The sequence below is a fragment of the Alkalimonas sp. genome (genome assembly GCF_020831925.1).
In the GTDB taxonomy this organism is placed as follows: Bacteria; Pseudomonadota; Gammaproteobacteria; order Enterobacterales; family Alteromonadaceae; genus Alkalimonas.
This window is the reverse complement of record NZ_JAFIFQ010000022.1, coordinates 1-25,036: the sequence shown is the minus strand read 5'-3', so window position 1 is coordinate 25,036 and position 25,036 is coordinate 1. Positions and strand designations below refer to the sequence as shown.

Genomic DNA, 25,036 nt, shown 5'->3' with positions numbered 1-25,036 from the left:
TTACTTTTCCTGCAACCAAAGCGCGACTTTTTTGGCAAAGTAGGTCAGGATGCCATCGGCGCCGGCGCGTTTAAAGGCCAGCAGGGACTCCATAATCACCGGTTTTTCCGCCAGCCAACCGTTTTGAATGGCGGCCATATGCATGGCATACTCGCCGCTGACCTGATAGGCGAAGGTGGGTACGCCAAACTCGTCTTTGACCCGCCGTACAATGTCTAGATACGGCATACCGGGTTTTACCATCACCATATCGGCACCTTCGGTTAAATCCAGCGCCACTTCACGCAGTGCTTCGTCGCTGTTGGCCGGGTCCATCTGATAGGTCTTTTTATCGCCGCCTTTTAAGTTGGCAGCTGAGCCGACCGCGTCACGGAAGGGGCCATAGTAGCTGGAGGCGTATTTGGCCGAATAGGCCAGAATGCGGGTATTGACGAAACCAGCTTCTTCCAGCGCCTCGCGGATAGCACCAATGCGACCATCCATCATATCGGAGGGTGCCACCACATCGGCACCGGCTTCAGCGTGCGAAAGTGCCTGTTTTACCAGAGCGGTGGTAGTAACATCATTCACCACATAGCCACTGTCATCAATGATGCCATCCTGGCCATGGGTGGTAAAAGGGTCCAGCGCCACATCGGTAATCACGCCCAGCTCAGGCACTGCAGCTTTCAGTGCCCGCACAGCCCGTTGAGCCAACCCATCCGGGTTCCAGGCTTCTTCGGCTTGCAAGGACTTTTTCTCGGCCGGGGTCACCGGAAAGAGGGCGATGGCAGGGATCCCCAGAGCAGCCAGCTGTTTGGCTTCTTCAACCAGCAAATCCACACTTAGTCGCTCGATGCCTGGCATCGAAGCAATGGCTTCGCGTTGTTGCTCGCCTTCCAGCACAAACACCGGGTAAATCAGGTCATCGACCGTCAGCGTGTGTTCGGCCATCAAGCGGCGGCTGAAGTCGGCCTGACGCATACGGCGCATTCGAGTCCAGGGGAAGTCGTTAGGGTGTGGCATGCTTGGATTCCTTTGTCTCGTCGTGCTGCAACCTGTCTTGATGCAGCGGGGGCTGAGTGAGCACCTGGTTGCGACCAGAGCTTTTGGCCTGGTAGAGAGCTTTATCGGCATGATGCACATAGAACTCGATGCTGCTCTCGGCATTGGCTACAGCCGCGTAGCAACCGGCACTGATGGTAATGCTTAGCTGGTGTTGTTGTACTGGTAAAGGCTTCTCTGCCAGCAGTGAACGAATTCGTTCAGCTACTTGATAAGCACCTGCACTATCGGTATTGGGCAGGATTAACGCAAACTCTTCCCCGCCGTAGCGGCAGACCAGGTCACTGCAACGCTTGAGCTGGCTTTGGATAAAACCGGCAACCTGCCGAATGACCTGATCACCTGCCAGGTGGCCAAACTCATCGTTCACCTGTTTAAATAAGTCGATATCCAGCAGTACCAGTGCCAAGGGACGTTGTTCGCGGCGACTGCGATTGATTTCTGCCAGCATTTTACGATCAAAATAAGCACGGTTCTTCACGCCGGATAGCGCATCGGTAGTGCTTTGGGTCTCCAGCAACTGATTTTTTTCAGCCAGCTCCTGCAGGGTGATTTGCAGTTCCAACGTACGCTCAGAGATGGTATTTTCCAGCTCAGCCTCCAGTTGCTGCAGATGTTTGCGATGCAGCCAAAGCAGCCAGGGGGTGATTAGCAAGCAACCAAGCAAGAAGCCAGCACCAAGCGCCAGCAAGATATAAGGGTGTTGCCAGAATTCGACCATCAGAGGCTGACTCCTGTGCGGTTTAGTAACTGCAGGCTGTTCAGCCAGCACTGCTTTTGTACCTGCTGCAATGGAAGACCTTTCAGCACTGCCAGCTGTTCTGCAATGGCAGGTAAGTAAGCTGGCTCATTGCGTCGACTTTTGGGTTTTGGCGACAGGTTGCGTGGCAGCAGGTAAGGTGCATCGGTTTCAAGGCAGATCCGATCCAGGGGTAGGTAATGCAAAGCAGCAACCAGCTCCTGATTACGACGCTCGTCACAGAGCCAGCCAGTGATGCCAATGTAGAGCCCTAAATCAAGATAGGCCTTGAGCTGCTCGGTGTTGCCGGTAAAGCAATGGGCAATGCCATGCTGGATCTGGTGTTCTTGCAGCAGAGCATATTGGTGGGTAAAAGCATCGCGTTCATGCAAGTAAACCGGTAATTGCAGTTGCTTAGCCAGCGCTAATTGTTCGGCGAAGACCAGCAGTTGTCCTGCTTCGGACGAAAAATTGCGGTTAAAATCCAGGCCGCACTCGCCAATGGCCACGACTGATGGTGCCGTTGCCAGCTGACGTAGCTGTTGCTGCCAGCCTTCACTGACCAGGTCGGCCTGATGGGGGTGCACGCCGGCGGTGGTGAAACAGCTGGGCTGTTGTTGACACCAAGCCAGGTTGCTATGGGTTTCTGTCAGATCGGAGGAAATCAGCAACCAGTGTCCTACCCCGGCGGCCTGAGCACGCTCTAGCAGTTTAGTGTGATCATTATCAAACTGTGAGCTAAACAGATTAACGCCCAGATCAAACCAAGCCATTGGCTACTCAATCCTTCGCACACGCGTCGAGCGGTTGCTCTGATCATTGCTGAGGATGAAGGAACCTAGCATGGCTCGACGGATATAGTGGGTTTGACCTACCTCGACCGGATAATATTCAGCCGAACTTTGGCGCCAAACCTGGCCATTGTCGAAATGCACAATAAGGTGTTGGCGAGCATCTTTGTCTACCTTGGTTACGGTAGCGTAAATACGGTCCAGCTGTTCGGCTGGTCGCTGGGCGGCTTTACCAAAGCCAGCTTCAGCCGCCTCAGCGACTGCTGGTGGCTCAGGTTGGCGCTCAGAACGGCGCTCTGCAGCTGGGGCCGCTTGACGCTCCGCACGTTGTTCGGTTGCTCGCTGTTTGCCGACAGCTTCTTTACTGCTTGCTGCGGCCAGTTGATCATAACAGTGCAGCCGCTCGGTAGCATTTTGCTGTTGTAGGCACTGTTGCAATGCAGCACCTAGTGTTGACTCCGCCCCCTGCAGCGGCAGCGTCAATAGCAAAGGCAGCGCAAGGCTCAGCCAGCGAAGAGACTTAACTTTCATCCTTGACCTCCGGGTCAGTATCGGTTTGCGGTTGGTCTTTGGGCTGGTAAAAACGACCCAGCAATAAACCACATTCAAACAGGATCCACATTGGGATCGCCAGCAAAGTTTGGGAAATGACATCCGGTGGTGTCAGCAGCATGCCAGCAATAAAGGCACCAACTACAATGTAAGGCCGCTTTGCAGCCAGAGCTTGCGGGGTGGTGGTACCTGACCAAATCAGCAGTAAGATCACCACCGGGATTTCAAAGGCAATACCAAAAGCGAAGAACAACTTCAGCACAAAGTTCAGATAACTGCTGATATCGGTGGCAATGGTGATGCTTTCCGGCGCGTAGCTACTAAAGAAAGCGAACACAATCGGAAAAACCACATAATAGGCAAACGCAATGCCAGCGTAAAACAACAGGGTACTGGAGATGACTAAAGGTGCAACCAGGCGACGCTCTCGTTGGTATAACGCCGGGGCAATAAACTGCCAGAACTGGAACAGAATATAGGGAATGGCGAGTGCGATGGCTACCATAAAGGTCAGCTTGAAAGGCGCGAAAAAAGGCGACGCAACATCGGTGGCAATCATGCTGCTGCCTTCTGGCATGGTGGCAATCAATGGCATGGCCAGTAGCTCATACAAGTCGGTGGCAAAGTAAGCCAGGCAGGCAAAAACCACCAATACAGCAATAATGCAGCGTAATAGTCGGTTACGCAGCTCGACCAAATGCCCTAACAAGCTGTCAGGTTCCGCTTGAATCGTCATGATGCTTGGTTGTGTTCTCTGTTGGGGCAGTGCTGGCTTTATTGACATCTTCGGCGGCTTTCTTGAGTTCAGCGACCGCTGCTTTTTCATCATCCGTCAAATCAAGAAAGCCCTTTTGCTCTGCCTGTTTTAGTTTTTGGTGCAGTTCATGCACCCGCAGGTTGTCGCTTAGTTCAGCCTGCATCTGCTGACCAAACTGTTTGACCGAGTTGACAGTGCGCATGACTGAGCGAATGGCTCCGGGCAGCCGCTCGGGGCCCAGCACCAGCAAGGCAACCACTCCTATGACAAGTAGCTCCCAGAAACCCATTTAGCTTTTTTCGCGTTCTTTGGCTTTTTCAGTTTCCGTCTGTTCACGCTCCGACGGCTTATTGAGCTGTTCCGGCTCTTCCTTGTTCGTTTCATCATCTTTCACAGAGTTACGAAAGCCTTTGATGGCTGAACCAAGATCGGAGCCAATGCCACGTAATTTTTTGGTACCAAACAGCAATACGATGATTGCCAGCACAATCAATAATTGCCAGATACTAATGCCACCAAATCCCATATCAATGTCCTTTTACACCGAGAAACAGTTCAGGTTACGACCATACTGCTTTCGCAGCAAAAAATAAAGCGCCAGTTGCTGCCAATGCGGTAGTGAGCAGGCTGCCAGTGCTTAGCAGTATACAGCTGGCTATCAGCAGAGAGCCGGCCGCTATGGTGGCCAGCAAGCGACTTTGATGCTGCTGTCGTTGTTGCAGTTGTTGTGCCATCAGTTCGGTCATAGCTTGCTGCTGTTTTGGCAGTTGCTCTAAGGCACGATGCAGCAGAGTAGGCATCTGTGGCAACTTTTCTGCCCAGAAAGGCGCATTCTCTTTCAGTTGTCGCCAAAGCGCAGGTAAGCCGATTTGCTGTTGCAACCAGTTTTCCAGGAAAGGCTTGGCAGTTTTCCACAGATCGAGCTGCGGGTAGAGCTGCCGGCCCAGGCCTTCAATGTACAGCAGGGTTTTTTGCAGTAGCACTAACTGTGGTTGCACCTGCATATTAAAGCGGCGGGCGGTACTAAACAGATTCAGCAATACATGGCCAAAAGAGATCTCGGCCAGTGGCTTTTGAAAGATGGGTTCACAAACGGTGCGTATAGCACTTTCGAATTCTTCCACATTGGTATCAGCAGGTACCCAACCTGAGTCCAGGTGCAGCTGGGCAACTTTGCGGTAATCGCGATTAAAAAAGGCGACAAAGTTTTCCGCCAGGTAGCGCTTGTCTTCACTATTGAGCGTACCGACGATGCCACAATCGATGCCAATGTATTTGGGGTTTTCCGGATGCTCGCGTGAGACAAAAATATTGCCTGGGTGCATATCAGCATGAAAAAAACTGTCGCGAAACACCTGGGTAAAAAATACCTCAACACCGCGTTTCGCCAACAGCTCCATATCGGTGCCTTGAGCTTGAAGTGCCGCAATATCTGAAACCGGAATACCATAGATACGCTCCATCACCATCACATTGCTACGGCAATCATCACTGTAGACATAGGGAATGTACAAGGAGTCGGAGTCCATAAAGTTGCGGCGCAGTTGAATGGCATTGGCGGCTTCGCGCTGTAAATCCAGCTCATCCAGAATGGTTTTACGGTACTCAGCGACCACCTCGCGTGGCCGTAAGCGCTTACCATCCGGCAAAAAGCGGGTAGCGGCTTCGGCTGCAGTTTCCATTAACGATAAATCGGCCAGGATTTGTTTGCGAATACCTGGACGAATGACTTTCACTACCACATCCGCATCCTGGCCATCGGTTTGCTTCATTTTGGCAGCATGCACCTGAGCAATGGAAGCAGAGGCGAGTGGCTGCAATGTGAAGTCACTGAATTTATCGTGTATGTGCTGCAGGCCCATGGCCTTTTCTATCAAAGCCTGGGCTTGGTCGCCTGGAAAGGGTTCTACCTTGTCCTGTAATTTGGCCAGCTCATCCGCCCACTCTGAGGGCAGCAGGTCACGGCGGGTAGACAGCATTTGGCCCAGCTTAACCCAGACCGGACCAAGGCTTTGTAAGGCCAGCCGTAGTCGGACTCCCTGAGGGGCATGAGGATGCTGATTACGCAGCCAAAAAGCACTTTTTCTTAGCAGCCGAACATACCAGGGGCGGTGTTTAATGGGAACCAGCTCATCCAGCCCGTATTGCAATAAGGTTTTTTGAATCTGATAAAACCGACCGATACGCATCGGTTACTCCTGCCATGGTTTTAGTTGATGCTGCAATCGCTCCAGCCGGGCATGCAGCTGGCTAACTTCTGCACTGAACTGCTCCACTTCCAAACGATTTGGCGTCAGCTGCAGTTCATCCTGTGCCAACTCCAGACTCATATGCTGCAGAGCTTGCTGCTTTTGCTGGATCAGTTTTGTTAGCTGGTGCAGCAGTCGATTTAATTTATGCGTCAGACCATCACCAAGATACTGAGCAGTTCTCACTTGCCAATCTGGCTGCAGTTGTTGAAAGAAACTGCTGAATTGCTGCGCTACCTGAATATCACCATCAATCTGCACTGCATCTTTTTTAATCAAGTGGGTCAGCTGATTGGGATCGCGTAACTGCTTCAGGCTGGCCAGATCGGAACGGATGGCACAATCTACAGCTTCATGATGCAGGTTGAGCAGCAGGCTATTTGGTGTGGCGGTTAACACCAGCCGCCAGTCGAACTCGCTCAGCTGAAACGCCAATTGTCGACCTGCCAGCCGCTGCAATCTGGCCGCAGCAGCTGGATCCATTGCAATGATTTCAGCCAAAGCTTTTTCAGCTAAACCACAAAGCAATTGGGGGGCCAGCTGCAGCATCAGAATTTGTAGCCCCGATGGAGGGCGACGATGCCGCCTGTCAGATTATGGTAACTGACTTCGGCAAAACCGACCTGCTCCATCATCTGTTGCAGGGTTTCCTGATCCGGATGCATCCGGATGGACTCTGCCAGGTACTGATAGCTGTCGGCATCACCGGCGACCAACTGGCCCATTTTCGGCAGTAGATTGAACGAGTAAAAATCGTAGGCTTTGTTTAGCAATTCGGATTGAGGTTTTGAAAATTCCAGCACCAGCAAGCGGCCACCGGGCTTCAGTACCCGGAACATCGAAGCCAGGGCAGCATCTTTGTTGGTGACATTGCGCAGGCCAAAGGCGATGGTGATGATATCAAAGCTATTATCAGCAAATGGCAGAGCTTCTGCGTTGGCTTGCACATACTCAATGTTATCTACCAGACCTTGATCGCGGAGTTTATCGCGCCCAACGGCCAGCATGGAAGCATTGATATCAGCCAGAACCACTTTGCCGGTTGGGCCAACCCGCCTGGAGAACAAGGCGGTTAGATCGCCCGTACCACCAGCCAGATCCAGTACCTTTTGCCCAGGACGAACCGCACTGCAGTCGATGGTGAAACGCTTCCAAAGACGGTGAATGCCAAAAGACATCAAATCGTTCATTACATCGTACTTGGCGGCAACGGAATGAAATACGTTGGCTACCAGCGAGACTTTGTCGTCTTCTGCCACGGTTTTATAGCCAAAGTGCGTGGTTTTCGGGTTGCTGTCGGACATGTCAGAGCCTTGCAGATAAATTCAGCCGCTAGTGTAAAAGATCTGGCGGCAAGACGCCAACGGATCCGCGCCCCTTGCCGACAACCATGAAGTTACAACATGGCTTCGGTAGCGACCTGATTACGGCCACGGTGCTTGGCAATTTGCAGGATTTGGCTGGTTCTGGCTAAAAACTGTTGCCAGTTTTCTTTGGCCTGATACAAGGATACCCCGAGCGAAATGGTTACTTTAGGCAGGGTTTTTTTGCTGCGTGATGATACAAAACGTAACTTCTCCACGCCTTTACGCACTTGTTCAGCTATTTCACCTGCGGTGCGTAAGTCGACATCCGGCAGCAAGATCAAAAACTCTTCACCACCAGCACGAACTGGCAGGCCGCTGTCTTGTACATAGCTGCGTACTTTGCGGGCAACTTTGCTTAAAATCACGTCGCCAATGGTATCGCCATAGTCCTGATTGAATTGACGGAAGTGATCCAAATTGACGGCAATTGCTGCAATTTGTCGCTCTGGTTGTTCGGTAAGCCAGAGTTCCAGATGCTCCTGCATTGCCAATCGATTGTACAGGCCGGTCAGCGGATCCAAGAGCCGCAGTTGTTTCATTTCTTTTAGTTCGGTACGAAGTTGATGGCTTTGTTGATTGGCCAAATCCAGTTGTTGGTTCAATTGCAGGTGGCAGCGTCGAACTTTCTCGGTCGCCTCAATCAGCTGCATCATATTAAGTTTCAATGCCGGGTCGCTGTTACTAAGCTCGGGCAATTGATGATCCAGCAGTTCCAGGTAATCATTGGTGGCTTCATGGGCTAGATCGGTGCAGCCAGATAAACGGGTGACCATGGTACTGACCCGTTGGACCAATTGTTCGTTTTGTTGATGGGACTTTTCGATCCAGTGGCTGTAGAGTTCTGCCATAATGAAGTCATCGAATGGCAGCTTAGCGGAAACACGTTGCTCAATCGCCTGACACAGGCCCGCATTTTGGCCACTGCTGTACTCATAGCTGACGGTATAATTGACCGGGTGAGGCGCTAGATTGTGCCTTAACAGGAAAGCCGCCGCCTGAGACGATTTTTCTCGTGCCAGTGCAACCGGGTCATTATACATCATGACAAGGTAAACTCCGTTTGATACTACGTGAAATCGAGCGCAGCAATGATACAGCGATGACTACGCGACTTGTTGTTTTGCTTGGCAAAGCAATCGTATCGCTTGTAATTTCCCATAACATAACGACTTCCAGAGCGTTAGCCAAGTGTTTTTTAACATTTCATCGCATTCTCGCTGGCAAAGTGAACTTTGTACAGGAAACCTTGGCTTAAATGCGTTTAACGGTCCGTTGCAAGCGTCGGCAGAGACTGGATTTGAGATGAGATCTGGGTAAAATTCATTTACAAACAAGAAACAGAGGGTACACCATGCGAGTAATGCTTTTAGCGGCCTCAATGGCGTTGATGCTTGGCTGCGCCAGCCAGTCAACGGCACCGGCCATGACAGATCAAGCCTTTAGCTCCTTTGCAACCGACTTATGGCAAGCCGAACAAGAGCGTAGCCGTCAGCAGCCAGGCCAATTGGCGGATTTATCGGCAGAGCGATTGGCTGAACTGGCCGCCGAGCGCCGTAACTGGTTGCAGCAGTTGGACGCAATGGATCTCTCTGCACTTTCCGAGCAGAATCAAATTAACCACGCGATTTTGCGTTATCGCCTGGCCAACAGTTATGATCAGTACCGTTTTGGTGCTCAGCGGATGCCGTTAACGGCAGAGTCTGGCTTTCATAACAGCCTGGCATTTATGGCGCAGCGGGGGGGCTTCAGGCAGCAGAGTGATTTTGACAATTACCTGAGTCAGCTGGCACAAATGCCGCGTTATTTCGAGCAGCAGATTCAGTGGATGCGTCAGGGCCTGGCCGATGGCATGACTCAGCCTCAGGCTGTGCTGGCAGGCTTTGAGCAAAGTATCAGTGCCTATGTGACCCAACAGCCTGAGCAAAATGTGTTTTATACCCCTTTCCGTCGTAAGCCCGACAGCATTTCGGATGCCGATTGGCAGCAGCTAACGGCCCGAGCTAAAACTCTGATAAACGAAGCGGTCAACCCAAGCTATCAGGCGTTTTATGACTTTTTTGTCAGCGAGTATTATCCCAATGCCCGTCAAAGCATTGGTGCCAGCGAGTTACCCGATGGCCGCGCTTACTATCAGAACCGATTGGAGTATTACACCACCCTGCAAATGACACCGGCGGAAATTCATCAGATTGGTTTGGATGAGGTTGCCCGCATCCGGGCTGAAATGCAGCAGGTGATAGATGACTTGGGTTTTGAAGGTAGCTTTGCTGATTTCGTTGATTACTTGCGCACCGACCCGAAGTTTTATGCCGAAACGCCGGAGCAGCTGATGCGCTATGCAGCCTACTTGTCAAAAAAAGCCGATGCTGCCTTACCCCGCTTTTTCTTACGTGAAACCTTACCAAGAACGCCTTACGGTGTGGCACCAGTTCCAGATGAAATTGCGCCTAAATACACCACGGGCCGTTATTTAAGCGCCAATACCGATCGGGATGCCGGTTATTACTGGGTCAATACCTATGCGCTCAATCGCCGGCCTTTGTATGAGATGGAAGCTCTGACGTTGCATGAAGCAGTACCGGGTCACCATTTACAAATTGCATTGTCGCAGGAGATGGCGCAATTGCCGGACTACCGTCGCAGCTTCTACACGTCGGCTTTTGGTGAAGGCTGGGGCTTGTACGCTGAGTACCTTGGGTTGGAGATGGGCTTTTATCAAAGCCCATACGACAATTTTGGCCGGCTTTCTTTTGAAATGTGGCGGGCGGTAAGGCTGGTGGTAGATACCGGTCTGCATGCCAAAGGCTGGAGCCGGCAAGAGGCTATCGATTTTCTGGCCAGCAACAGTGCGTTATCCATGCATAACGTCGTGACTGAAATCGATCGTTACATCAGCTGGCCAGGGCAGGCGCTATCGTACAAGCTGGGTGAGCTGACCATTCGCCGGCTACGTCAGGAAGCAGAGCAAGCTCTGGGTGAGGACTTCGATGTGCGTGAGTTTCACCACCAGGTGCTAAAAAACGGCAGTGTACCGCTGCAGGTCCTGGAACAACAAATTCGCCAGTATATTGCGGAAAAAAGTAATTCCTAGTAGTGCTTTTTCGCACCTGCTAAAAAAAACAGCAGTCACGGCTGCTGTTTTTTGTATCGACGGTATTGATTAATGCCGGACGGTGATTTTCGGCTCTGTGTCGATTTCACCATCCTGATCGATGGCTGCGACCCGGGTTCCTGCTAATAAGATGGCAAGATTGCCCGTGGTAGAATGCCGGACAAAGGCAAGTTCATAACCATACCGTTGCAATTCGGCTACCGAGAACTTTTGGGCCAGATTCAGCTCATCCCAGATTTGTTGCATCTCCCTGCTCGACTGGCGCCTTTCAATAAGTGCTGCTTGCATGTGTAAACACCCTATCTTCAGTTGCGTCGAAAAAGATTCAGTCCTGATTGGACAATGCTGTCAGGCTGAGAATAGTACACCACTCATCATCTGTCACGGGCATGACCGACAAGCGGTTGCCTTTTCTGACCAATGGCATTTGATTTAGTGTACCTATTTTTTTTAGCTTGTCTAGCGTTAAAAACAAGTCAAATTTTTGTTCAAACCTGACATCGACAGCTATCCAGCGTGGAGCTTCTGGACTGGATTTAGCATCAAAGTAGATGCTGTCCGGTTGAAACTGGGTGGGATCCGGATAAGCTGCTTTACTGATCCGGGCAATACCGGCAATACCTGGCGGTTTACAACTGGAATGATAAATAACGACTTTATCGCCCAGTTGCACCTGATCGCGTAAAAAATTACGTGCCTGGTAATTACGCACACCATCCCAAAGAAAATTACGCTCAGGTTCCGCGGCCAGATCATCAATACTGAGTTCATCCGGTTCGGTTTTAAACAACCAATAGGCCATGGTGGAGGTGCTACCGCTGGTGGATTTGTTGTTATACTAACGCTACCGTCGGGGTAGATAAAGCAAAATGCAGGGTGCTATGAGTCAGGTATTGGAAAAGTTGTTGTCGTTACTGAAGCTGGAGCCGATAGAGCTTGGGCTCTACCGTGGGCAGAGCCAGGACCTGGGTTTTAAAGCTGTGTTTGGTGGCCAGGTGATGGGGCAGGCGTTATCGGCCGCTAAAGCCACCATCGATGAAGATCGCAAGGTGCATTCCTTTCACTCCTATTTTTTACGGCCCGGTGATGCCAGCAAGCCGATAGTGTATGAAGTGGAAAGCATTCGTGATGGTAAAAGCTTCAGCACCCGCCGGGTGCGGGCGATTCAGTTTGGCAAGGCCATTTTTTACATGACGGCCTCTTTTCAGCGTGAAGAAACTGGTTTTGAACACCAGGACAGCATGCCTGAAGTGCCTGGACCGGACGAGCTGGTGTCGGATTTGGATTTTTACCAGCAGCACGCGGATAAGATCCCGGAAGCCTTGCGTAGTAAATTCATCTGTGAGAAACCGATTGAGATGCGTCCGGTCGATTTTCAAAACCCGTTCGAGCCAAAGCAAAGTGAGCCTAAACGTTATGTCTGGTTTAAAGCCAATGGCACCATGCCAGATGATTTACGGGTGCATAAATACCTGCTGGCTTATGCTTCGGATTTTAATTTTCTGCCCACAGCGCTGCAGCCGCATGGCCGATCGTTTTTAGCTCCTAATATGCAGGTGGCTACCATCGATCATGCGATGTGGTTTCATCAGGATTTTCGTTTTGACGATTGGCTGCTCTATGCGGTTGATAGCCCCAGCGCCTCTGGTGGCAGGGGCCTGGTCCGCGGTCAGTTTTATGATCGTGCCGGCCGTCTGGTTGCCTCGACCATCCAGGAAGGGGTTATTCGGCAATACCCGGTGGCCGCGAAACCGGCTTAGCCGGCTTGCTGGCACTGCTCACAGCTATACACCAAACGCTGAATGCTTTGCAGTACATCCGAGTGCAGCATGGCATTTACCGTTTGGGTTAGTTTACTCAGCCTGGCGGTTGCATGCAGGCTGCCATCCTCGGCCACTTGCAGTTGCTGTTGTTGGCGCAGCGCTTTGATTAAAGTAGCAAACAGCTGCTTATCCAGATACTCCGGTGCTGTTATGCCATGCAGCGTCAGCAGTCTGCCGGCCAGCGCCTGACTTTGTTGCTCCAGCTGAGCGCGCTGCCAGCCAAAGCCTTGTTGCAACAAATTCAAGACAATGGCGTAGCGCTGCAAGGTATCGGTGGCGATACCAGCCAGCAGGCCCAGTTGGCGATAACCAGCATCTTGCTGGGGTACTGGTCTTGGGCCTTGCGCCGACTGTTCGATTAAACCAGTTTCAGCCATAAAGTCGAGCAATTGCCCGGATAAGTTGCCGTGCTCTGTTTTCAGGTAGAGCTCGGTCGCGAGCAGGGGATACAGCAGTGCCATGGTCTCGGCCAGTTGCTGCCCACTCAGATCGCGTTGCCGCAACAGCGCCGATGCCAGGATGGCCGGCAAAATAAACAAATGAATGATGTTGTTGCGAAAATAACTGAGCAGGATCGCCTGCTCCGGCTCCAGCGTAATGATGTGGCCAAAGTGATCGCTGCTTTGCTGGATTTTTCCAAGAGCCAGGGCGTGCTCAATCATCTCGGCGGCACTTTGCTCTGGCAGACTGATACGGTGATGGTAGGGCAGGCATTGCTGCAGTTGGATATAAAGTTCCAGTTGTTGTTCCAACTCTGAGCGAGCGAGCGCTTTATGCCGGGTGGCCAACAACACCAGCGCAATCAGATTGATGGCATTAAGGGCTGCAGCCTGGTTGATGTGCACCATAATGTCAGTCGCCAGCTCATCCACCATGTTTCCCAGCCAGGCTGGTTTGGGCACAGTGCTGTATTCACGCAGGCGTTTCCAGTCCGGTACCCGCTCGGTCAAATAGCCATTTAATGAAATCGGCTCGGCAAAGTTGATGTAGCCGTAGCCGTAGTTGCGCAGCTTACGAATGGCTTTAAAGACACCAAACACCGATTCTTTTTGTTTGGCCGAACCTTTTAGTTCGCTCAGGTAGGTATTGACCTCCATCACATGTTCATAACCCAAATAAACTGGTACGAGCGTGATGGGGCGGTCGCTGCCTTGCAGCAGGGTTTGCACTGTCATGGCCAGCATGCCGGTTTTGGGGGGCAGTAGCCGGCCGGTTCGGCTGCGGCCGCCTTCCGGGTAAAATTTCACCGCATAGCCTTTATTAAATAACTGGCTTAGGTACTCGCGAAACACCGTTGAGTAAAGTTTATCGCCGTTAAAACTGCGGCGAATAAAGAAAGCTCCGCCCCGGCGAAAGATAGGGCCCGCTGGCCAAAAGTTCAGATTCACACCGGCGGCAATGTGCGGAGGTACTAAGCCCTGATGATAAATAACATAGCTAAGCAGCAGGTAATCCATATGGCTACGATGGCAAGGTACATAGACAATTTCGTGCCCTTTTTGTGCCAGCTCCTGCAGTTGTTTGCCGTGCTTAATTTTCAGGCCGTGATAGAGCTTGTGCCATAACCAACTCAGTACCCGATCGCCAACCCTCAGGGTCGACTCGCGGTAATCAGCAGCAATTTCTTGCAGCAACTTACGGGCGCGATGCCGGGCTTTTTCAATGGATACTTGCTTTGCTTTGGCTTCGTCGGCAATCACCTTCTTTACCGCCGGACGAGCCAGGATAGCATGCTGCAACTGGCTTCGGCTCATCAGACGAGGACCGGTTGCTGCCAGTCGTTGCCGGTAAAAATGAATGCGTGACATGCGCAGCAGCTTGCGTGCTACCACCGGATTGGCACCAAATTGAGCAGCCATTTGTTGCAGTTGTACTGGTGTACTGAAACGAATCAGGGTATGTCGACCGGATACCAACACAATCAGCAGTTTAGCCAGCCAATTTGGCGAGTGGGCCTCGCCAAGCAGCCATTTGATGCTGTTTTCCTTGCCTGGCGTACGGCCCCATAAAATAGCAGCCGGGATCAACTGCGCCTGCAAGTCAGGGTGTTGCTGATGCGCCTGCAGCAGTGCCAAACCTTGTTGCAGTGCTCTGGTTTTGGGGCGGCCACCGATCAACCGGTGCGGTTTTTCCAGAAACAGGATGCGATCCAGTTGCTCTGATCCCAGTTGCACCGGGCTAAGTGGGTCCGGTAAGCGCAGTTGCAGACAGACCCGGCGTAAGGTAGCCAGATCACTGGCTGATTCGGTATGGCAGATATAAAAAATCGGTCGTGTGGTGTCCAGTTGCAACTCGGCAATAGGCTCTGCAGGCAGTAATTTAAAGCGAACCAAAGGGCGCAGTGGCCATTTCAATAAGGATGCGAACCACTTTAATCGCAGCAACATAGCGCATGTCCGTCATAATAAAACCGTAATTTTAGCATGGCCCAAAGAGCGGTGGCAGTCCAGGCGCGTTTCAACTTGGCATTTTACGAAAGGCTGTATATACTGACAGTATTTACTGTATGGGTAACCAGCACTATGAGACCACTTACTGCACGCCAGGCCGAAATTTTACAGTTGCTGCGCGATTATCAGGCTGAAACCGGTATGCCACCGACCCGGGCAGAAATTGCCCACCAGCTTGGCTTTAAATCGGCCAATGCTGCCGAAGAGCATTTAAAAGCCCTGGCGCGCAAAGGGGTGATTGAAATGCTGCCGGGTACTTCCCGTGGCCTGCGAATTATCGAGGACGAACCGGCTGTACCAGAGCAGCTGGGCTTGCCGCTGGTTGGTAAAGTGGCGGCGGGCCAACCTATCCTCGCAGCTGAGAATATTCAGGATCACTATCAGCTGGATGCTCACCTGTTTAAACCCCATGCCGATTTCTTGCTGCGGGTGCAGGGCATGAGCATGCAGGACATCGGTATTCTGGATGGCGATTTGCTGGCGGTGCACAAGACCAATCGTGCCGAGCAGAGACAGGTGGTGGTAGCACGGGTGGGCGAGAATGTGACCGTTAAACGCTTTGAGCGTCAGGGCAATACAGTGCTACTGCATCCGGAGAATCAAGACTTCGAAGTAATTAAAGTCGACCTTAGCCAGCAGGAGTTTCAGATTGAAGGCCTGGCTGTCGGAGTGATCCGCAATGGCAGTTGGCTCTAGTCGCTTCTAAGCTACTGACGTAAAAAATAGAAAGAGCGCTGGTACGACCACTTGGTTTTGCCAGCGCTTTTGCTATTTAGGGGTTTACACTGAGCGCGATTTGGATAATTCTTAGGCGAGAACTGATGAAAAAATAAGTACCCAAAAAGGGGCAACGTCTGTTCCGCTTTGTGCGACAACAATCATCTAATTAATTGTGCGCTAGCATTGCGAAAATAATTACAACAATTTCAAATCAGCAATTGCGAAATGTTGCCATGGATTAGGGTGTACTATGTGCTTCGTTTCGACAGTTTGCTTTTGCAAAATGTCAGAGGAGAAGTAAACGTGGCGAAAACGAGAAGTTGGCGTTGGTCGCTACCGGCCTTGTTGTTGGCAGGCCAGGCTCATGCAACTGGGATCCAGTTTAACATGACCCCTGGAGTAACCGATATCAGTCAGCAGGTGTATGACCTGCATATGACGATTTTTTGGATCTGCTGCGCTATTGGTCTGGTGGTATTCACCGCGATGTTTGTGTCCATTATCCTGCATCGGAAATCCCGTGGCGTCACACCTGCCACGTTCCATGAGAGCACCAAGGTTGAGATTATCTGGACCGCGATTCCAGTGCTGATCCTGATTGTGATGGCTATCCCTGCGACCAGGGTACTGATTGCGATGGAGGACACCAGCGACTCGGATGTGACGGTACTGATTACCGGCTCTCAGTGGCGTTGGCATTACGAGTACCTGGATTACGACATCAACTATTTCTCCATTTTGGCTACGCCACGCGGCCAGATTGAAGGACGTTTGCCCAAAGGTGACAATTACCTGCTCGAGGTAGACCGGCCTTTGGTTATTCCTACCGGCAAGAAAGTCCGTTTCCTGATGACCTCCGATGATGTGATTCATTCCTGGTGGGTACCCGCATTTGCTATTAAAAAAGACACCAACCCAGGCTTTATCAACGAAGCATGGACTCAGGTCAATGAACCTGGCATTTACCGTGGTCAGTGTGCTGAGCTGTGCGGTATGGACCATGGGTTTATGCCAATCGTGGTGATTGCCAAAGAACCAGACGATTTTGCCAAGTGGGTCGAGCAGGAAGAAGCCCGTATAGCGGCTATTCGTGAAGAAGAGCAGCGCTTGCTGGCACTGCGGATGAACATCGAAGAGCAAATGGAACTGGGTGAGCGGGTGTATTTAGCGCACTGTGCTGCTTGTCACCAGCCGAATGGTACAGGCTTACCACCGATGTTCCCGGCACTGAAAGACAACTATGTCACTACTCAGGACCGTGCCGAGCACATCAAGGTGATGGTCGATGGCCGGCCTGGTACTTCGATGGCATCTTTTGCCCGTCAGCTCAGTTTGCGCGAGCTGACCTCTGTGATCACCTATACCCGTAACGCCTGGGGCAATGATACCGGCGACGTGGTACAGGCGGTTGAAGTCTATGAGTACATGCAGGGCAAAGGGGAGTAAGGCATGAGCACAGTAACCACTGCAGATCATCATGATGAGCATCATGATCACAAACCAACCGGCATCAAGCGCTGGTTGTTTACTACCAACCATAAAGATATCGGCAGCCTCTATCTGATTTTTGCCCTGGCGATGTTTTTCTTGGGCGGTGCCATGGCAATGGTGATCCGGTTGGAGTTGTTCCAGCCTGGTCTGCAATTTGTCGACCCGCAATTCTTTAATCAAATGACCACCATGCATGGTTTGATCATGGTGTTTGGCGCCGTGATGCCAGCTTTCACCGGCCTGGCCAACTGGATGATCCCCATGATGATTGGGGCGCCGGATATGGCGCTACCGCGGATGAACAACTGGAGTTTCTGGATCCTGCCGTTTGCGTTTTTGATCCTGATTATCTCGATGTTTCTGCCAGGCGGCGGCCCGGACTTTGGTTGGACGTTCTACGCACCTTTGTCTACCACCTACAGCAATGACAGCACCGCTTTGTTTGTATTCGCGGTCCATATTATGGGTATTTCCTCCATTATGGGTGCCATCAACGTCATTGTCACCATCGTCAATATGCGAGCACCGGGCATGACCTGGATGAAGCTGCCATTGTTCGTCTGGACCTGGCTCATCACCGCCTTCCTGCTGATTATGGTGATGCCAGTACTGGCTGGTGTGGTCACCATGGTGCTGACCGATAAATATTTTGCCACCAGTTTCTTTGATGCCGCCGGTGGTGGTGACCCTGTGTTGTTCCAGCATATTTTCTGGTTCTTCGGTCACCCGGAAGTGTACATTATGATTTTACCGGCTTTTGGTATCGTCTCTGCCATAGTGCCCACCTTTGCCCGCAAGAAGCTGTTTGGCTATGCCTCTATGGTGTATGCCACCGCCAGTATCGCCATCTTGTCGTTTTTGGTCTGGGCACACCATATGTTTACTACTGGTATGCCGGTGTTTGCCACGCTGTTCTTCATGTACACCACCATGCTGATCGCTGTACCCACCGGGGTGAAGGTGTTCAACTGGGTGGCGACCATGTGGCGCGGTGCTATGACCTTTGAAGTGCCAATGATGTTTGCGCTGGCCTTTATCGTACTCTTTACCATAGGCGGCTTGTCTGGCGTGATGCTGGCGATTACTCCGGCCGATTTCCAGTACCATGACACCTACTTTGTGGTCGCACACTTCCACTATGTACTGGTTTCAGGTGCTGTATTCTCCATTGTGGCTGCGGTCTATTACTGGCTGCCGAAATGGACCGGTCATATGTACGATGAGAAGCTGGGGCAGTTGCATTTCTGGTGCTCGTTGATTTCGGTCAACCTGCTGTTCTTCCCAATGCACTTTGTTGGCCTGGCAGGTATGCCGCGTCGTATTCCAGACTATGCGCTGCAGTTTGCCGATTTCAATGCCTTTGTCAGCGTCGGTGGTTTCTTATTTGGCCTGTCGCAATTGATCTTCCTTTGGGTGGTGATCAAGTGCGCGCGTGGTGGTGTTAAAGCACCTGCTAAGCCATGGGATGGGGCTGAAGGACTGGAGTGGGAAGTACCGTCACCGGCACCTTACCATACCTTTGATACCCCACCACAGGTGAAGTAGGAGACTTTTATGAATGCGAAGCACAGCACCCTGATTGGCAAGCTTAGCTTGTTGGTGGTCGCCATGTTTGCGTTCGGTTATGCCTTGGTGCCGTTGTACGATGTATTTTGTGACATCACCGGCATCAATGGTAAAACGGCGTCCGAGCCGGTATCGGCTGAAGCGGCGATTATTGATACCAGCCGGGAGATCACCATTGAGTTTATCGCCCGGCCCAATCAACAAATGCCGTGGATCTTCAAGCCTGAAGTTCGCCGGATGCGGGTGCATCCCGGCGAGATCCATATTATGAACTATTTGGCTGAGAATCCGACCGGCCGGGCTATTGTCGGTCAGGCCGTGCCATCGGTATCGCCAGGCCAGGCAGCACTTTTCTTTCATAAAATAGAGTGCTTCTGCTTTACCCAGCAGTATCTGGCCGGCGGCAACGACATGCTGATGCCGTTGCAGTTCTATGTGGACCCGGCATTGCCAGCTCAGTTCAGTACCATTACTTTGTCTTATACCCTGTACGACGTCACCAGCCAGTGGCAGGACAGCGGCCAGGACACTGAATCAGAATTTGGGGAATAACAATGAATAACGAAGGCTACCAAAAGTATTATGTGCCTGATCAAAGTCCCTGGCCGCTGGTTGGCGCCATAGCTTTGTTCTTTATTGCCTTAGGCGCAGGTTTTTTTGTCATTGATATGAGCAAGGACCAGAGCGGTTGGGGTGGCTATATGTTCCTGCTCGGCGTCGCAATTTTGTTTGTGATGCTGTACGGCTGGTTTAAGAACGTGGTGGATGAATCCATGGCTGGGCTATACAGCCCACAAATGGATCGCTCCTTTAAGCAGGGCATGAGCTGGTTTATCGTGTCTGAGATTATGTTCTTTGCAGCTTTAATCGGTGCTTTGTTTTACGCCCGCTTTATTGCCGTACCATGGCTGGGTGGTGCCAGTAACAACGAAATGACCGGCGCTATTTTATGGCCGAATTTCGAAGCGGTCTGGCCCTTGCTTACTACACCAGGTGGCACCGAAACCCAGGCGATGGGTTGGGGCTTGCCATTGATCAATACCATGATTCTGGTGACTTCGTCTGTGACACTGCATTTTGCTCATACCGGCTTGGAGCAAAATAAACGCAGCCAGTTGACCGGTATGTTGCTGCTTACCTTGATTCTGGGGGTTATTTTCCTTGGCTTGCAAGGCTATGAATACGTACTGGCTTACCGGGACCTGGGGCTGCGTCTGGATTCGGGAATTTATGGCAACACCTTTTTTATCCTGACAGGTTTTCACGGCATGCACGTGTTCTTAGGAGCGCTGATCCTGTTCTTTGTGCTGCTGCGTGTGCTGAAAGGGCACTTTACCCCAGAGAAGCATTTTGCCTTTCAGGCGGGCGCCTGGTACTGGCACTTTGTTGATGTGGTGTGGATCATCGTGTTCTGTTTGGTCTACGTGTTCTGACTGGCCGGGGCATCAGCCCCGGCGCACAGCCATCTTGCCTTACTTAATAAGGGCGAGGGTTGGGTGTCAGCACTCCGGTGGCAAGGGCCACCAGTATCAGCAGTAAAGCCAGCGCGGAAAACAGCACCCGCTTCCCTAAAAACTGGCTCATGCGAACAGTGCCCTGTTCGCTACGTAACATGGTAAAGAGCGCACGGAACAAATTAAATACAATAAAGAGCAGTAGTGCGATGATGACAAGCTTTAACCACATAGTGTCAGATCTCCTGGATTGGTGTGATGCAATTTAGGGTTGCGGGTACATCCGTATCGGTGCATCCGGTCTGGTTACTAATCACTTTGACGGTATTTGCCGTTTTAATCAAGCTTGGTTGGTGGCAGCTAAGCCGTGCCAGTGAGAAAGCCAGTCAAATGCAGCAGTTGGCCAGCTGGCAAGCTGAAGGCCCGCTTAGCTGGCAACAGTTGCGACAGCTACCTTTGCAGGATGCGGACTTGGTGCAATTTGCCGATGAAGGTCGTTGGCTATCCCCAATGGTCTGGTTGCAAGACAACAAGATTGTGCAAGGGCGCATTGGCTACGATGTGATCATTCCGGTCCAGTTTAGCCGCTTTGATCCTCCGGTGCTGGTGAATCTGGGCTGGGTAGAAGCTGCCCAGAATCGTACTGAGTTGCCTGAGCTGACTATTCCGGAACAATTACCGATCCGCGGTGTGCTCCGAACTTCGTTTGGTAGTTTTCGGTTGGGTCAGAACCTGGAGGCTCGGGAAAGCTGGCCAATGCGGATCCAGCAAGTGGAGCTGGACAGTTTAAATCCATATCTGCCACAGCCGGCATTGGCTGCCGTAATTTACCAAATGGAAACAAGCCCTTTTCAGCCCCACTATCAACCGGTGGTGATGCCACCGGAAAAGCATCGGGGTTATGCCGTACAATGGTTCTTGCTGGCCGTTGCAGTGCTTGGCGTGGCCCTGGCTGCCAGTTTGCGTAAAGAGGAAACCAATGAATAAAACGAAATTCCTGAGCATTTTTCTGCCACTTTGTTTGCTGCCATTGCTACTGGCAAAATTGGCGCTGCATTTTGGCTGGTTTGAAGGTGGCACAGTCAGTAAAGGGGAGTGGATGCCGGAAGAAGTTTTTGCACTGCCAGCCCTGGCTGCCCATGAAAAAGTCTGGCGTTTGGCGGTAGTACCAGCCGAAGATTGCGAGCAGCGTTGTGAGCAGGGCCTGCATACGGTGCAGCAGCTGTTCATTGGCTTGGGCCGCAAGCAAGTGCAGGTACAGCCGGTGTTGCTGGCCGCGAGTAAAGACACAGCAGTATTGCAGCAGTTCCCAGTGTTTCAGCACCAACATCCAATCCAGGCTGACACTGCTGCCATTGGTAATTACATTGTGATTGTCGATGTACAGGGCCTGGTATTGCTGCGTTACCCACTGCCAGATGCGGATCATTTACCGGCGGACATTGCCCGGGACATTCGCACCGACTTATTAAAACTGATGAACTACGATCGGATCCGGGTATGAACAAGACACTGCTGCAAAAACTGTCCACGTGGACCATTCTGCTCACCATGGTGGTAATTATTCTGGGCGCCTATACCAGGCTCACCGATGCCGGTCTCGGGTGTCCGGATTGGCCTGGCTGCTATGGTTTTATCAAGGTGCCGATGACCGAAAGTCGCATAGCGCAGGCCGAAATGGCGTTTCCGGAGCGCCCGCTGGAGCCTTTTAAAGCCTGGAATGAAATGATCCACCGTTATTTTGCCGGTACTTTGGGCTTGATGATTGCTGCCATTTTCTTTATGAGCTGGTTTGGTAAAGTCAGTACCCCACGATTATTACCCAGTGTACTGGCTGTGCTGGTTATTTTTCAGGCTGCCTTGGGTGCCTGGACGGTGACGCTCAGCTTGTTGCCCATTGTGGTGATGGCTCATTTGATGGGTGGCTTTACTTTACTTTGCTTGTTGGGACTTTATTGGTTGCAGCTGAGGCCAGAATTATTGCAAGGCATGGAACCACAGTTGCAAAAATTAAAACCGCTGGCGGTGCTGACTACTGTGGTGGTGGCGCTGCAAATTGCTTTAGGTGGCTGGACAGCGGCCAACTATGCGGCGCTGGCTTGTCTGGAGCTACCGATTTGCGAGCCGGGCTGGGCCAGTCGCTTGGCGCTGGGTGAAGCATTCAGCCTGCACCTGGGCTATGACGATTACGAGTTTGGTGTAATGTCCCAAGATGCCAGACAAACAATCCATGTTTTTCATCGCATTGGCGCTGGTATTACGTTACTGGTGACGGGTTTGTTCAGCTGGTTGTTGTGGCAACAGGCCAAAACGGACGTGATGAAAAAACTGGCGCTGGCGCTGGCAGCAATTTTACTGCTACAGTTTGTATTGGGTGTGTTGAATATTGTGCTGCACCTACCACTGTTCAACGCAGTGGCGCATAATTTTGTCGGAGCCAACTTATTGCTCTGCATGGTGGTGATTCTGTATCAACTCAGACGCCGCACCAGGGAACAGGAGATATGATCATGGCCATTGCCAAACAACTGAACCGGCATGCGCTTGGCAGCTGGCGTGATTATCTGGAGCTGACCAAACCTAAGGTGGTGGCTTTGCTGGTGCTCACGGCCTGGGTTGGCATGATGCTGGCGGTACCCGGCTTGCCTGATTTGACCGTGATGGTGCTGGCGACATTGGGCATCGGTTTGTTGTCGGCTGCCGCTGCCGCTTTAAATCACGTGGTCGATCAGAAGATAGATGCCAAGATGGCTCGTACCCACAGTCGGCCGGTGGCCAAAGGCCGAATCAGCTCCAGCCAGGCCATTGCTTTTGCGCTGCTGCTGGCCAGCAGTGGCTTTGCCATGCTGTATCTGGGGGTGAATGCACTCACCGCTTGGCTAACTTTGCTCAGTCTGTTTGGTTATGCTGTGGTTTACACCATGTTTTTAAAGCGCGCCACACCACAGAATATCGTTATTGGTGGCTTAGCCGGTGCCATGCCGCCCCTGCTGGGCTGGACTGCGGTTACCGGCGAGCTGCACGGTTATGCGCTCTTGCTGGTGATGATTATTTTTACCTGGACGCCTCCGCATTTCTGGGCGCTGGCCATCCATCGCCGCGATGATTACGCCAAAGTGAACATGCCAATGCTGCCGGTTACCCATGGTATAGCCTTCACAAAGAGCGCAATTTTGCTGTACACCATCATGCTGTTTATTGTCTGCTTGTTGCCCTATGTGGTGGGTATGACCGGGCTGATTTATCTGGTTGGGGCCTGCCTGCTGAACCTGCGTTTTATGCAGCACGCCTGGCGCCTCAAGTTTGCCGACACCCCAGGTCAGGCGATGGCCATGTTTCGTTTTTCCATTGTTCATTTGATGGTACTTTTTCTGGTACTCTTACTGGACCACTATCTGAAAATAGCACCGATTTATGGCCAATAAGATTCTCTATCCACTGATTGCTGTGCTGGCACTGGTTGCCGGCTTTGTCGGCTACCACTTCTTGCAGCCCAGCCATACGCCTGAACATACCTTGTTGTATCCTCAGCCGCGGGTGTTGGCCGATTTTCAGCTTACCAGTCATACCGGCTCTGTGGTGAGCCGCGACCAACTCTATGGCCAGTGGACCCTGGCTTTTGTTGGCTACACCTATTGTCCGGATATTTGCCCGCTGACACTGGCACAACTGGCAGGTTTGCATGATGATCTCCAAAAGCATGTGCCGGAGCCGTTGAATATCTGGTTTGTCTCGGTCGATCCGAATCGGGATACGCCAGCACAATTGGCCAGTTATGTGCAGTATTTTCAACAAACTGCCATCACCGGTGTCACCGCAGGCCATGATCAGCTGTTTCCTTTTGTGCGTCAGCTTGGGCTGATGTATGCGATGTCCAGCACCACCGATGAGCACTATCTGGTCGATCACAGCGCCTCCATAGTGCTGATCAATCCCAAAGGCCAGTTGGTGGCCATGTTTAAACCAGAGCTGGTGGAAGGGCGGGTACCAACAGTGCGTAGTGAAGACTTGCTGGCCGATTTCCCCTGGGTGATTCGTCAGTTGGCAAGAAGCTAGTGCTGTTTGAAAACAGCCTTTCTTAGTGATGTGCGCGGGAGACTACACCGCGCTTTTGGCTGAAAGCAAACTAATCGCTGGAGTGGCCAAACAGCCAGGGCTGAGAATACCAGTAGAAATAGCCGCGTTTGCTGATGGAAGGGGCTGTGCAGTTGTAACGACTACGGCCGCGGTTCACCGGCTTGCTGGCCCTGGCTACGAAAGTTTGGCCATCTTCCAGCCAGTCCGGCTCTATCACTTCCATCCCGGCAAAACAACGTAGCTGGGATGGCCGGAAATCCTCCACCTGCAGACGCAGTGACAGCGTTGGTGGGTTGTGTTCACTAGCTACCATGGGATCTGCTTGCACATGCTCTAAGATGGTAAAAGGCAGGGTACGCAGTTTTTGTGCTAAATCTGACATCTCAGCAAAACGCCCGGCGGCTGGATAACGCGGCACCCGGGTGAGCTTGGTGCTGGGGCCAACGGCACCCGATTGCTGGCCAATGCCGATAAAGCCAAGCTCCTTGACCAAAGCTTCCAGTTTTGGGCTAAACTCGCCATAAGGGTAAGCAAGAAAACGATGACTTTGGCCGGTTTCTTCTTTGATGCGGCGCTCTGCATCCAGAATGGTTTGGCGCATCCGTTTTAGCCAGTCGGCTTCGGATTCACCCGGCTTTGGCTGAGCCATTTTTTCGTGATGCATGGCATGGTTGGCAACCAGCACACCATCGTCGCTCATGCGGCGGATTTGCTCCCAGCTCATCACCGGGCCGGTACGGTTATCAATATCGCCTGGGCTGATAAAGATGGTGTAGGGCATGCCAAACTCCATCAGAATCGGGTGCGCTGCGGTGTAGTTGTTGGCATAACCATCATCAAAGGT

Annotated in this window: 28 protein-coding genes; 12 read left to right on the top strand and 16 right to left on the bottom strand. The window is 51.8% G+C overall.

The features are described 5' to 3' along the window. From hemB to JJU14_RS08690, 11 genes are all read right to left on the bottom strand, one after another. On the bottom strand, window positions 1–1,005 hold the full coding sequence (gene hemB, locus JJU14_RS08740; protein ID WP_228612629.1) for a porphobilinogen synthase: 1,005 nt from the start codon (window positions 1,003–1,005) through the stop codon (window positions 1–3). Continuing rightward, window positions 992–1,765 carry a GGDEF domain-containing protein gene (locus JJU14_RS08735; protein WP_228612627.1) on the bottom strand — a complete coding sequence of 258 codons (774 nt, stop codon included), beginning with the start codon at window positions 1,763–1,765 and terminating at the stop codon, window positions 992–994. The genes hemB and JJU14_RS08735 overlap by 14 nt, the downstream gene beginning before the upstream one ends. Then, on the bottom strand, window positions 1,765–2,556 hold the full coding sequence (locus JJU14_RS08730; protein ID WP_228612625.1) for a TatD family hydrolase: 792 nt from the start codon (window positions 2,554–2,556) through the stop codon (window positions 1,765–1,767). Before JJU14_RS08730 ends, JJU14_RS08735 begins: the two co-directional genes overlap by 1 nt. A 3-nt stretch (window positions 2,557–2,559) precedes the next feature. Continuing rightward, window positions 2,560–3,105 carry a hypothetical protein gene (locus JJU14_RS08725; protein ID WP_228612622.1) on the bottom strand — a complete coding sequence of 182 codons (546 nt, stop codon included), beginning with the start codon at window positions 3,103–3,105 and terminating at the stop codon, window positions 2,560–2,562. Further along, complete coding sequence (tatC, locus tag JJU14_RS08720; protein ID WP_228612621.1) at window positions 3,095–3,862, bottom strand: twin-arginine translocase subunit TatC; 768 nt, start codon at window positions 3,860–3,862, stop codon at window positions 3,095–3,097. The genes JJU14_RS08725 and tatC overlap by 11 nt, the downstream gene beginning before the upstream one ends. After that, a complete protein-coding gene (tatB, locus tag JJU14_RS08715; RefSeq protein WP_228612618.1) occupies window positions 3,840–4,172 on the bottom strand; it encodes a Sec-independent protein translocase protein TatB in 333 nt (110 codons plus the stop codon). Before tatB ends, tatC begins: the two co-directional genes overlap by 23 nt. Beyond that, on the bottom strand, window positions 4,173–4,409 hold the full coding sequence (gene tatA / locus JJU14_RS08710; protein WP_228612616.1) for a Sec-independent protein translocase subunit TatA: 237 nt from the start codon (window positions 4,407–4,409) through the stop codon (window positions 4,173–4,175). 34 nt (window positions 4,410–4,443) lie between these two features. Continuing rightward, window positions 4,444–6,072, bottom strand: a complete 1,629-nt coding sequence (gene ubiB / locus JJU14_RS08705; protein WP_228612614.1) for a ubiquinone biosynthesis regulatory protein kinase UbiB — start codon at window positions 6,070–6,072, stop codon at window positions 4,444–4,446. A gap of 3 nt (window positions 6,073–6,075) precedes the next feature. Continuing rightward, window positions 6,076–6,681, bottom strand: a complete 606-nt coding sequence (locus JJU14_RS08700; RefSeq protein WP_228612612.1) for an SCP2 sterol-binding domain-containing protein — start codon at window positions 6,679–6,681, stop codon at window positions 6,076–6,078. Further along, entirely contained in the window at window positions 6,681–7,436 is a 756-nt protein-coding gene (gene ubiE, locus JJU14_RS08695) for a bifunctional demethylmenaquinone methyltransferase/2-methoxy-6-polyprenyl-1,4-benzoquinol methylase UbiE (protein ID WP_228612610.1), read from the bottom strand. The genes JJU14_RS08700 and ubiE overlap by 1 nt, the downstream gene beginning before the upstream one ends. A gap of 92 nt (window positions 7,437–7,528) precedes the next feature. Continuing rightward, window positions 7,529–8,542 (bottom strand): GGDEF domain-containing protein, encoded by a 1,014-nt coding sequence (locus JJU14_RS08690; protein ID WP_228612608.1) that lies wholly within the window; start codon window positions 8,540–8,542, stop codon window positions 7,529–7,531. Window positions 8,543–8,850: 308 nt separating this feature from the next. On the opposite strand from JJU14_RS08690, the gene JJU14_RS08685 reads away from it, so the two are divergent. Beyond that, window positions 8,851–10,590 (top strand): DUF885 family protein, encoded by a 1,740-nt coding sequence (locus tag JJU14_RS08685; RefSeq protein WP_228612606.1) that lies wholly within the window; start codon window positions 8,851–8,853, stop codon window positions 10,588–10,590. 69 nt (window positions 10,591–10,659) lie between these two features. On the opposite strand, the gene JJU14_RS08680 is transcribed toward JJU14_RS08685, so the two are convergent. Both JJU14_RS08680 and JJU14_RS08675 read right to left on the bottom strand, forming a co-directional pair. After that, complete coding sequence (locus JJU14_RS08680; protein ID WP_091343997.1) at window positions 10,660–10,899, bottom strand: hypothetical protein; 240 nt, start codon at window positions 10,897–10,899, stop codon at window positions 10,660–10,662. 37 nt (window positions 10,900–10,936) lie between these two features. Further along, window positions 10,937–11,413: an EVE domain-containing protein gene (locus JJU14_RS08675; RefSeq protein WP_228612604.1), complete on the bottom strand. Its 477-nt coding sequence runs from the start codon at window positions 11,411–11,413 to the stop codon at window positions 10,937–10,939. 79 nt (window positions 11,414–11,492) lie between these two features. Here JJU14_RS08675 and tesB point away from each other — a divergent pair, with 79 nt between their 5' ends. Beyond that, window positions 11,493–12,371: an acyl-CoA thioesterase II gene (gene tesB, locus JJU14_RS08670; protein ID WP_228612602.1), complete on the top strand. Its 879-nt coding sequence runs from the start codon at window positions 11,493–11,495 to the stop codon at window positions 12,369–12,371. On the opposite strand, the gene plsB is transcribed toward tesB, so the two are convergent. Further along, on the bottom strand, window positions 12,368–14,821 hold the full coding sequence (gene plsB / locus JJU14_RS08665; RefSeq protein WP_228612600.1) for a glycerol-3-phosphate 1-O-acyltransferase PlsB: 2,454 nt from the start codon (window positions 14,819–14,821) through the stop codon (window positions 12,368–12,370). The genes tesB and plsB overlap by 4 nt on opposite strands. 135 nt (window positions 14,822–14,956) lie before the next feature. Here plsB and lexA point away from each other — a divergent pair, with 135 nt between their 5' ends. The 5 genes from lexA to JJU14_RS08640 all read left to right on the top strand — a co-directional run bounded on the left by lexA (window position 14,957) and on the right by JJU14_RS08640 (window position 20,094). Further along, window positions 14,957–15,580 (top strand): transcriptional repressor LexA, encoded by a 624-nt coding sequence (gene lexA / locus JJU14_RS08660; RefSeq protein WP_228612598.1) that lies wholly within the window; start codon window positions 14,957–14,959, stop codon window positions 15,578–15,580. Window positions 15,581–15,979: 399 nt separating this feature from the next. After that, window positions 15,980–17,050 (top strand): cytochrome c oxidase subunit II, encoded by a 1,071-nt coding sequence (coxB, locus tag JJU14_RS08655; RefSeq protein ID WP_228612684.1) that lies wholly within the window; start codon window positions 15,980–15,982, stop codon window positions 17,048–17,050. Between the two features lie 3 nt (window positions 17,051–17,053). After that, on the top strand, window positions 17,054–18,640 hold the full coding sequence (gene ctaD, locus JJU14_RS08650) for a cytochrome c oxidase subunit I (protein ID WP_228612596.1): 1,587 nt from the start codon (window positions 17,054–17,056) through the stop codon (window positions 18,638–18,640). Between the two features lie 9 nt (window positions 18,641–18,649). Continuing rightward, window positions 18,650–19,213, top strand: coding sequence for a cytochrome c oxidase assembly protein (locus tag JJU14_RS08645; RefSeq protein WP_228612595.1), 564 nt, complete (start codon window positions 18,650–18,652; stop codon window positions 19,211–19,213). A 2-nt stretch (window positions 19,214–19,215) separates the two neighbouring features. Beyond that, window positions 19,216–20,094: a cytochrome c oxidase subunit 3 gene (locus JJU14_RS08640; RefSeq protein ID WP_228612593.1), complete on the top strand. Its 879-nt coding sequence runs from the start codon at window positions 19,216–19,218 to the stop codon at window positions 20,092–20,094. A 43-nt stretch (window positions 20,095–20,137) separates the two neighbouring features. Here JJU14_RS08640 and JJU14_RS08635 read toward each other — a convergent pair whose 3' ends face one another. Next, window positions 20,138–20,347, bottom strand: coding sequence for a DUF2909 domain-containing protein (locus JJU14_RS08635; RefSeq protein WP_091344010.1), 210 nt, complete (start codon window positions 20,345–20,347; stop codon window positions 20,138–20,140). Window positions 20,348–20,373: 26 nt separating this feature from the next. On the opposite strand from JJU14_RS08635, the gene JJU14_RS08630 reads away from it, so the two are divergent. The 5 genes from JJU14_RS08630 to JJU14_RS08610 are packed head-to-tail and all read left to right on the top strand — an operon-like array spanning window position 20,374 to window position 24,171. Beyond that, the gene (locus JJU14_RS08630; RefSeq protein ID WP_228612591.1) at window positions 20,374–21,102 is read left to right on the top strand and encodes an SURF1 family protein; all 729 of its coding nucleotides are present in this window, start codon (window positions 20,374–20,376) and stop codon (window positions 21,100–21,102) included. Then, complete coding sequence (locus JJU14_RS08625) at window positions 21,095–21,619, top strand: hypothetical protein (protein ID WP_228612589.1); 525 nt, start codon at window positions 21,095–21,097, stop codon at window positions 21,617–21,619. Before JJU14_RS08630 ends, JJU14_RS08625 begins: the two co-directional genes overlap by 8 nt. After that, the gene (locus tag JJU14_RS08620; protein ID WP_228612587.1) at window positions 21,616–22,623 is read left to right on the top strand and encodes a heme A synthase; all 1,008 of its coding nucleotides are present in this window, start codon (window positions 21,616–21,618) and stop codon (window positions 22,621–22,623) included. Before JJU14_RS08625 ends, JJU14_RS08620 begins: the two co-directional genes overlap by 4 nt. Window positions 22,624–22,625: 2 nt before the next feature. Next, window positions 22,626–23,540 (top strand): heme o synthase, encoded by a 915-nt coding sequence (cyoE, locus tag JJU14_RS08615; RefSeq protein ID WP_228612585.1) that lies wholly within the window; start codon window positions 22,626–22,628, stop codon window positions 23,538–23,540. Beyond that, entirely contained in the window at window positions 23,530–24,171 is a 642-nt protein-coding gene (locus tag JJU14_RS08610) for an SCO family protein (RefSeq protein ID WP_228612583.1), read from the top strand. Before cyoE ends, JJU14_RS08610 begins: the two co-directional genes overlap by 11 nt. A 70-nt stretch (window positions 24,172–24,241) precedes the next feature. Here JJU14_RS08610 and JJU14_RS08605 read toward each other — a convergent pair. After that, a partial coding sequence (locus JJU14_RS08605) for a polysaccharide deacetylase family protein (protein ID WP_228612581.1) occupies window positions 24,242–25,036 on the bottom strand: 795 nt, incomplete at its 5' end.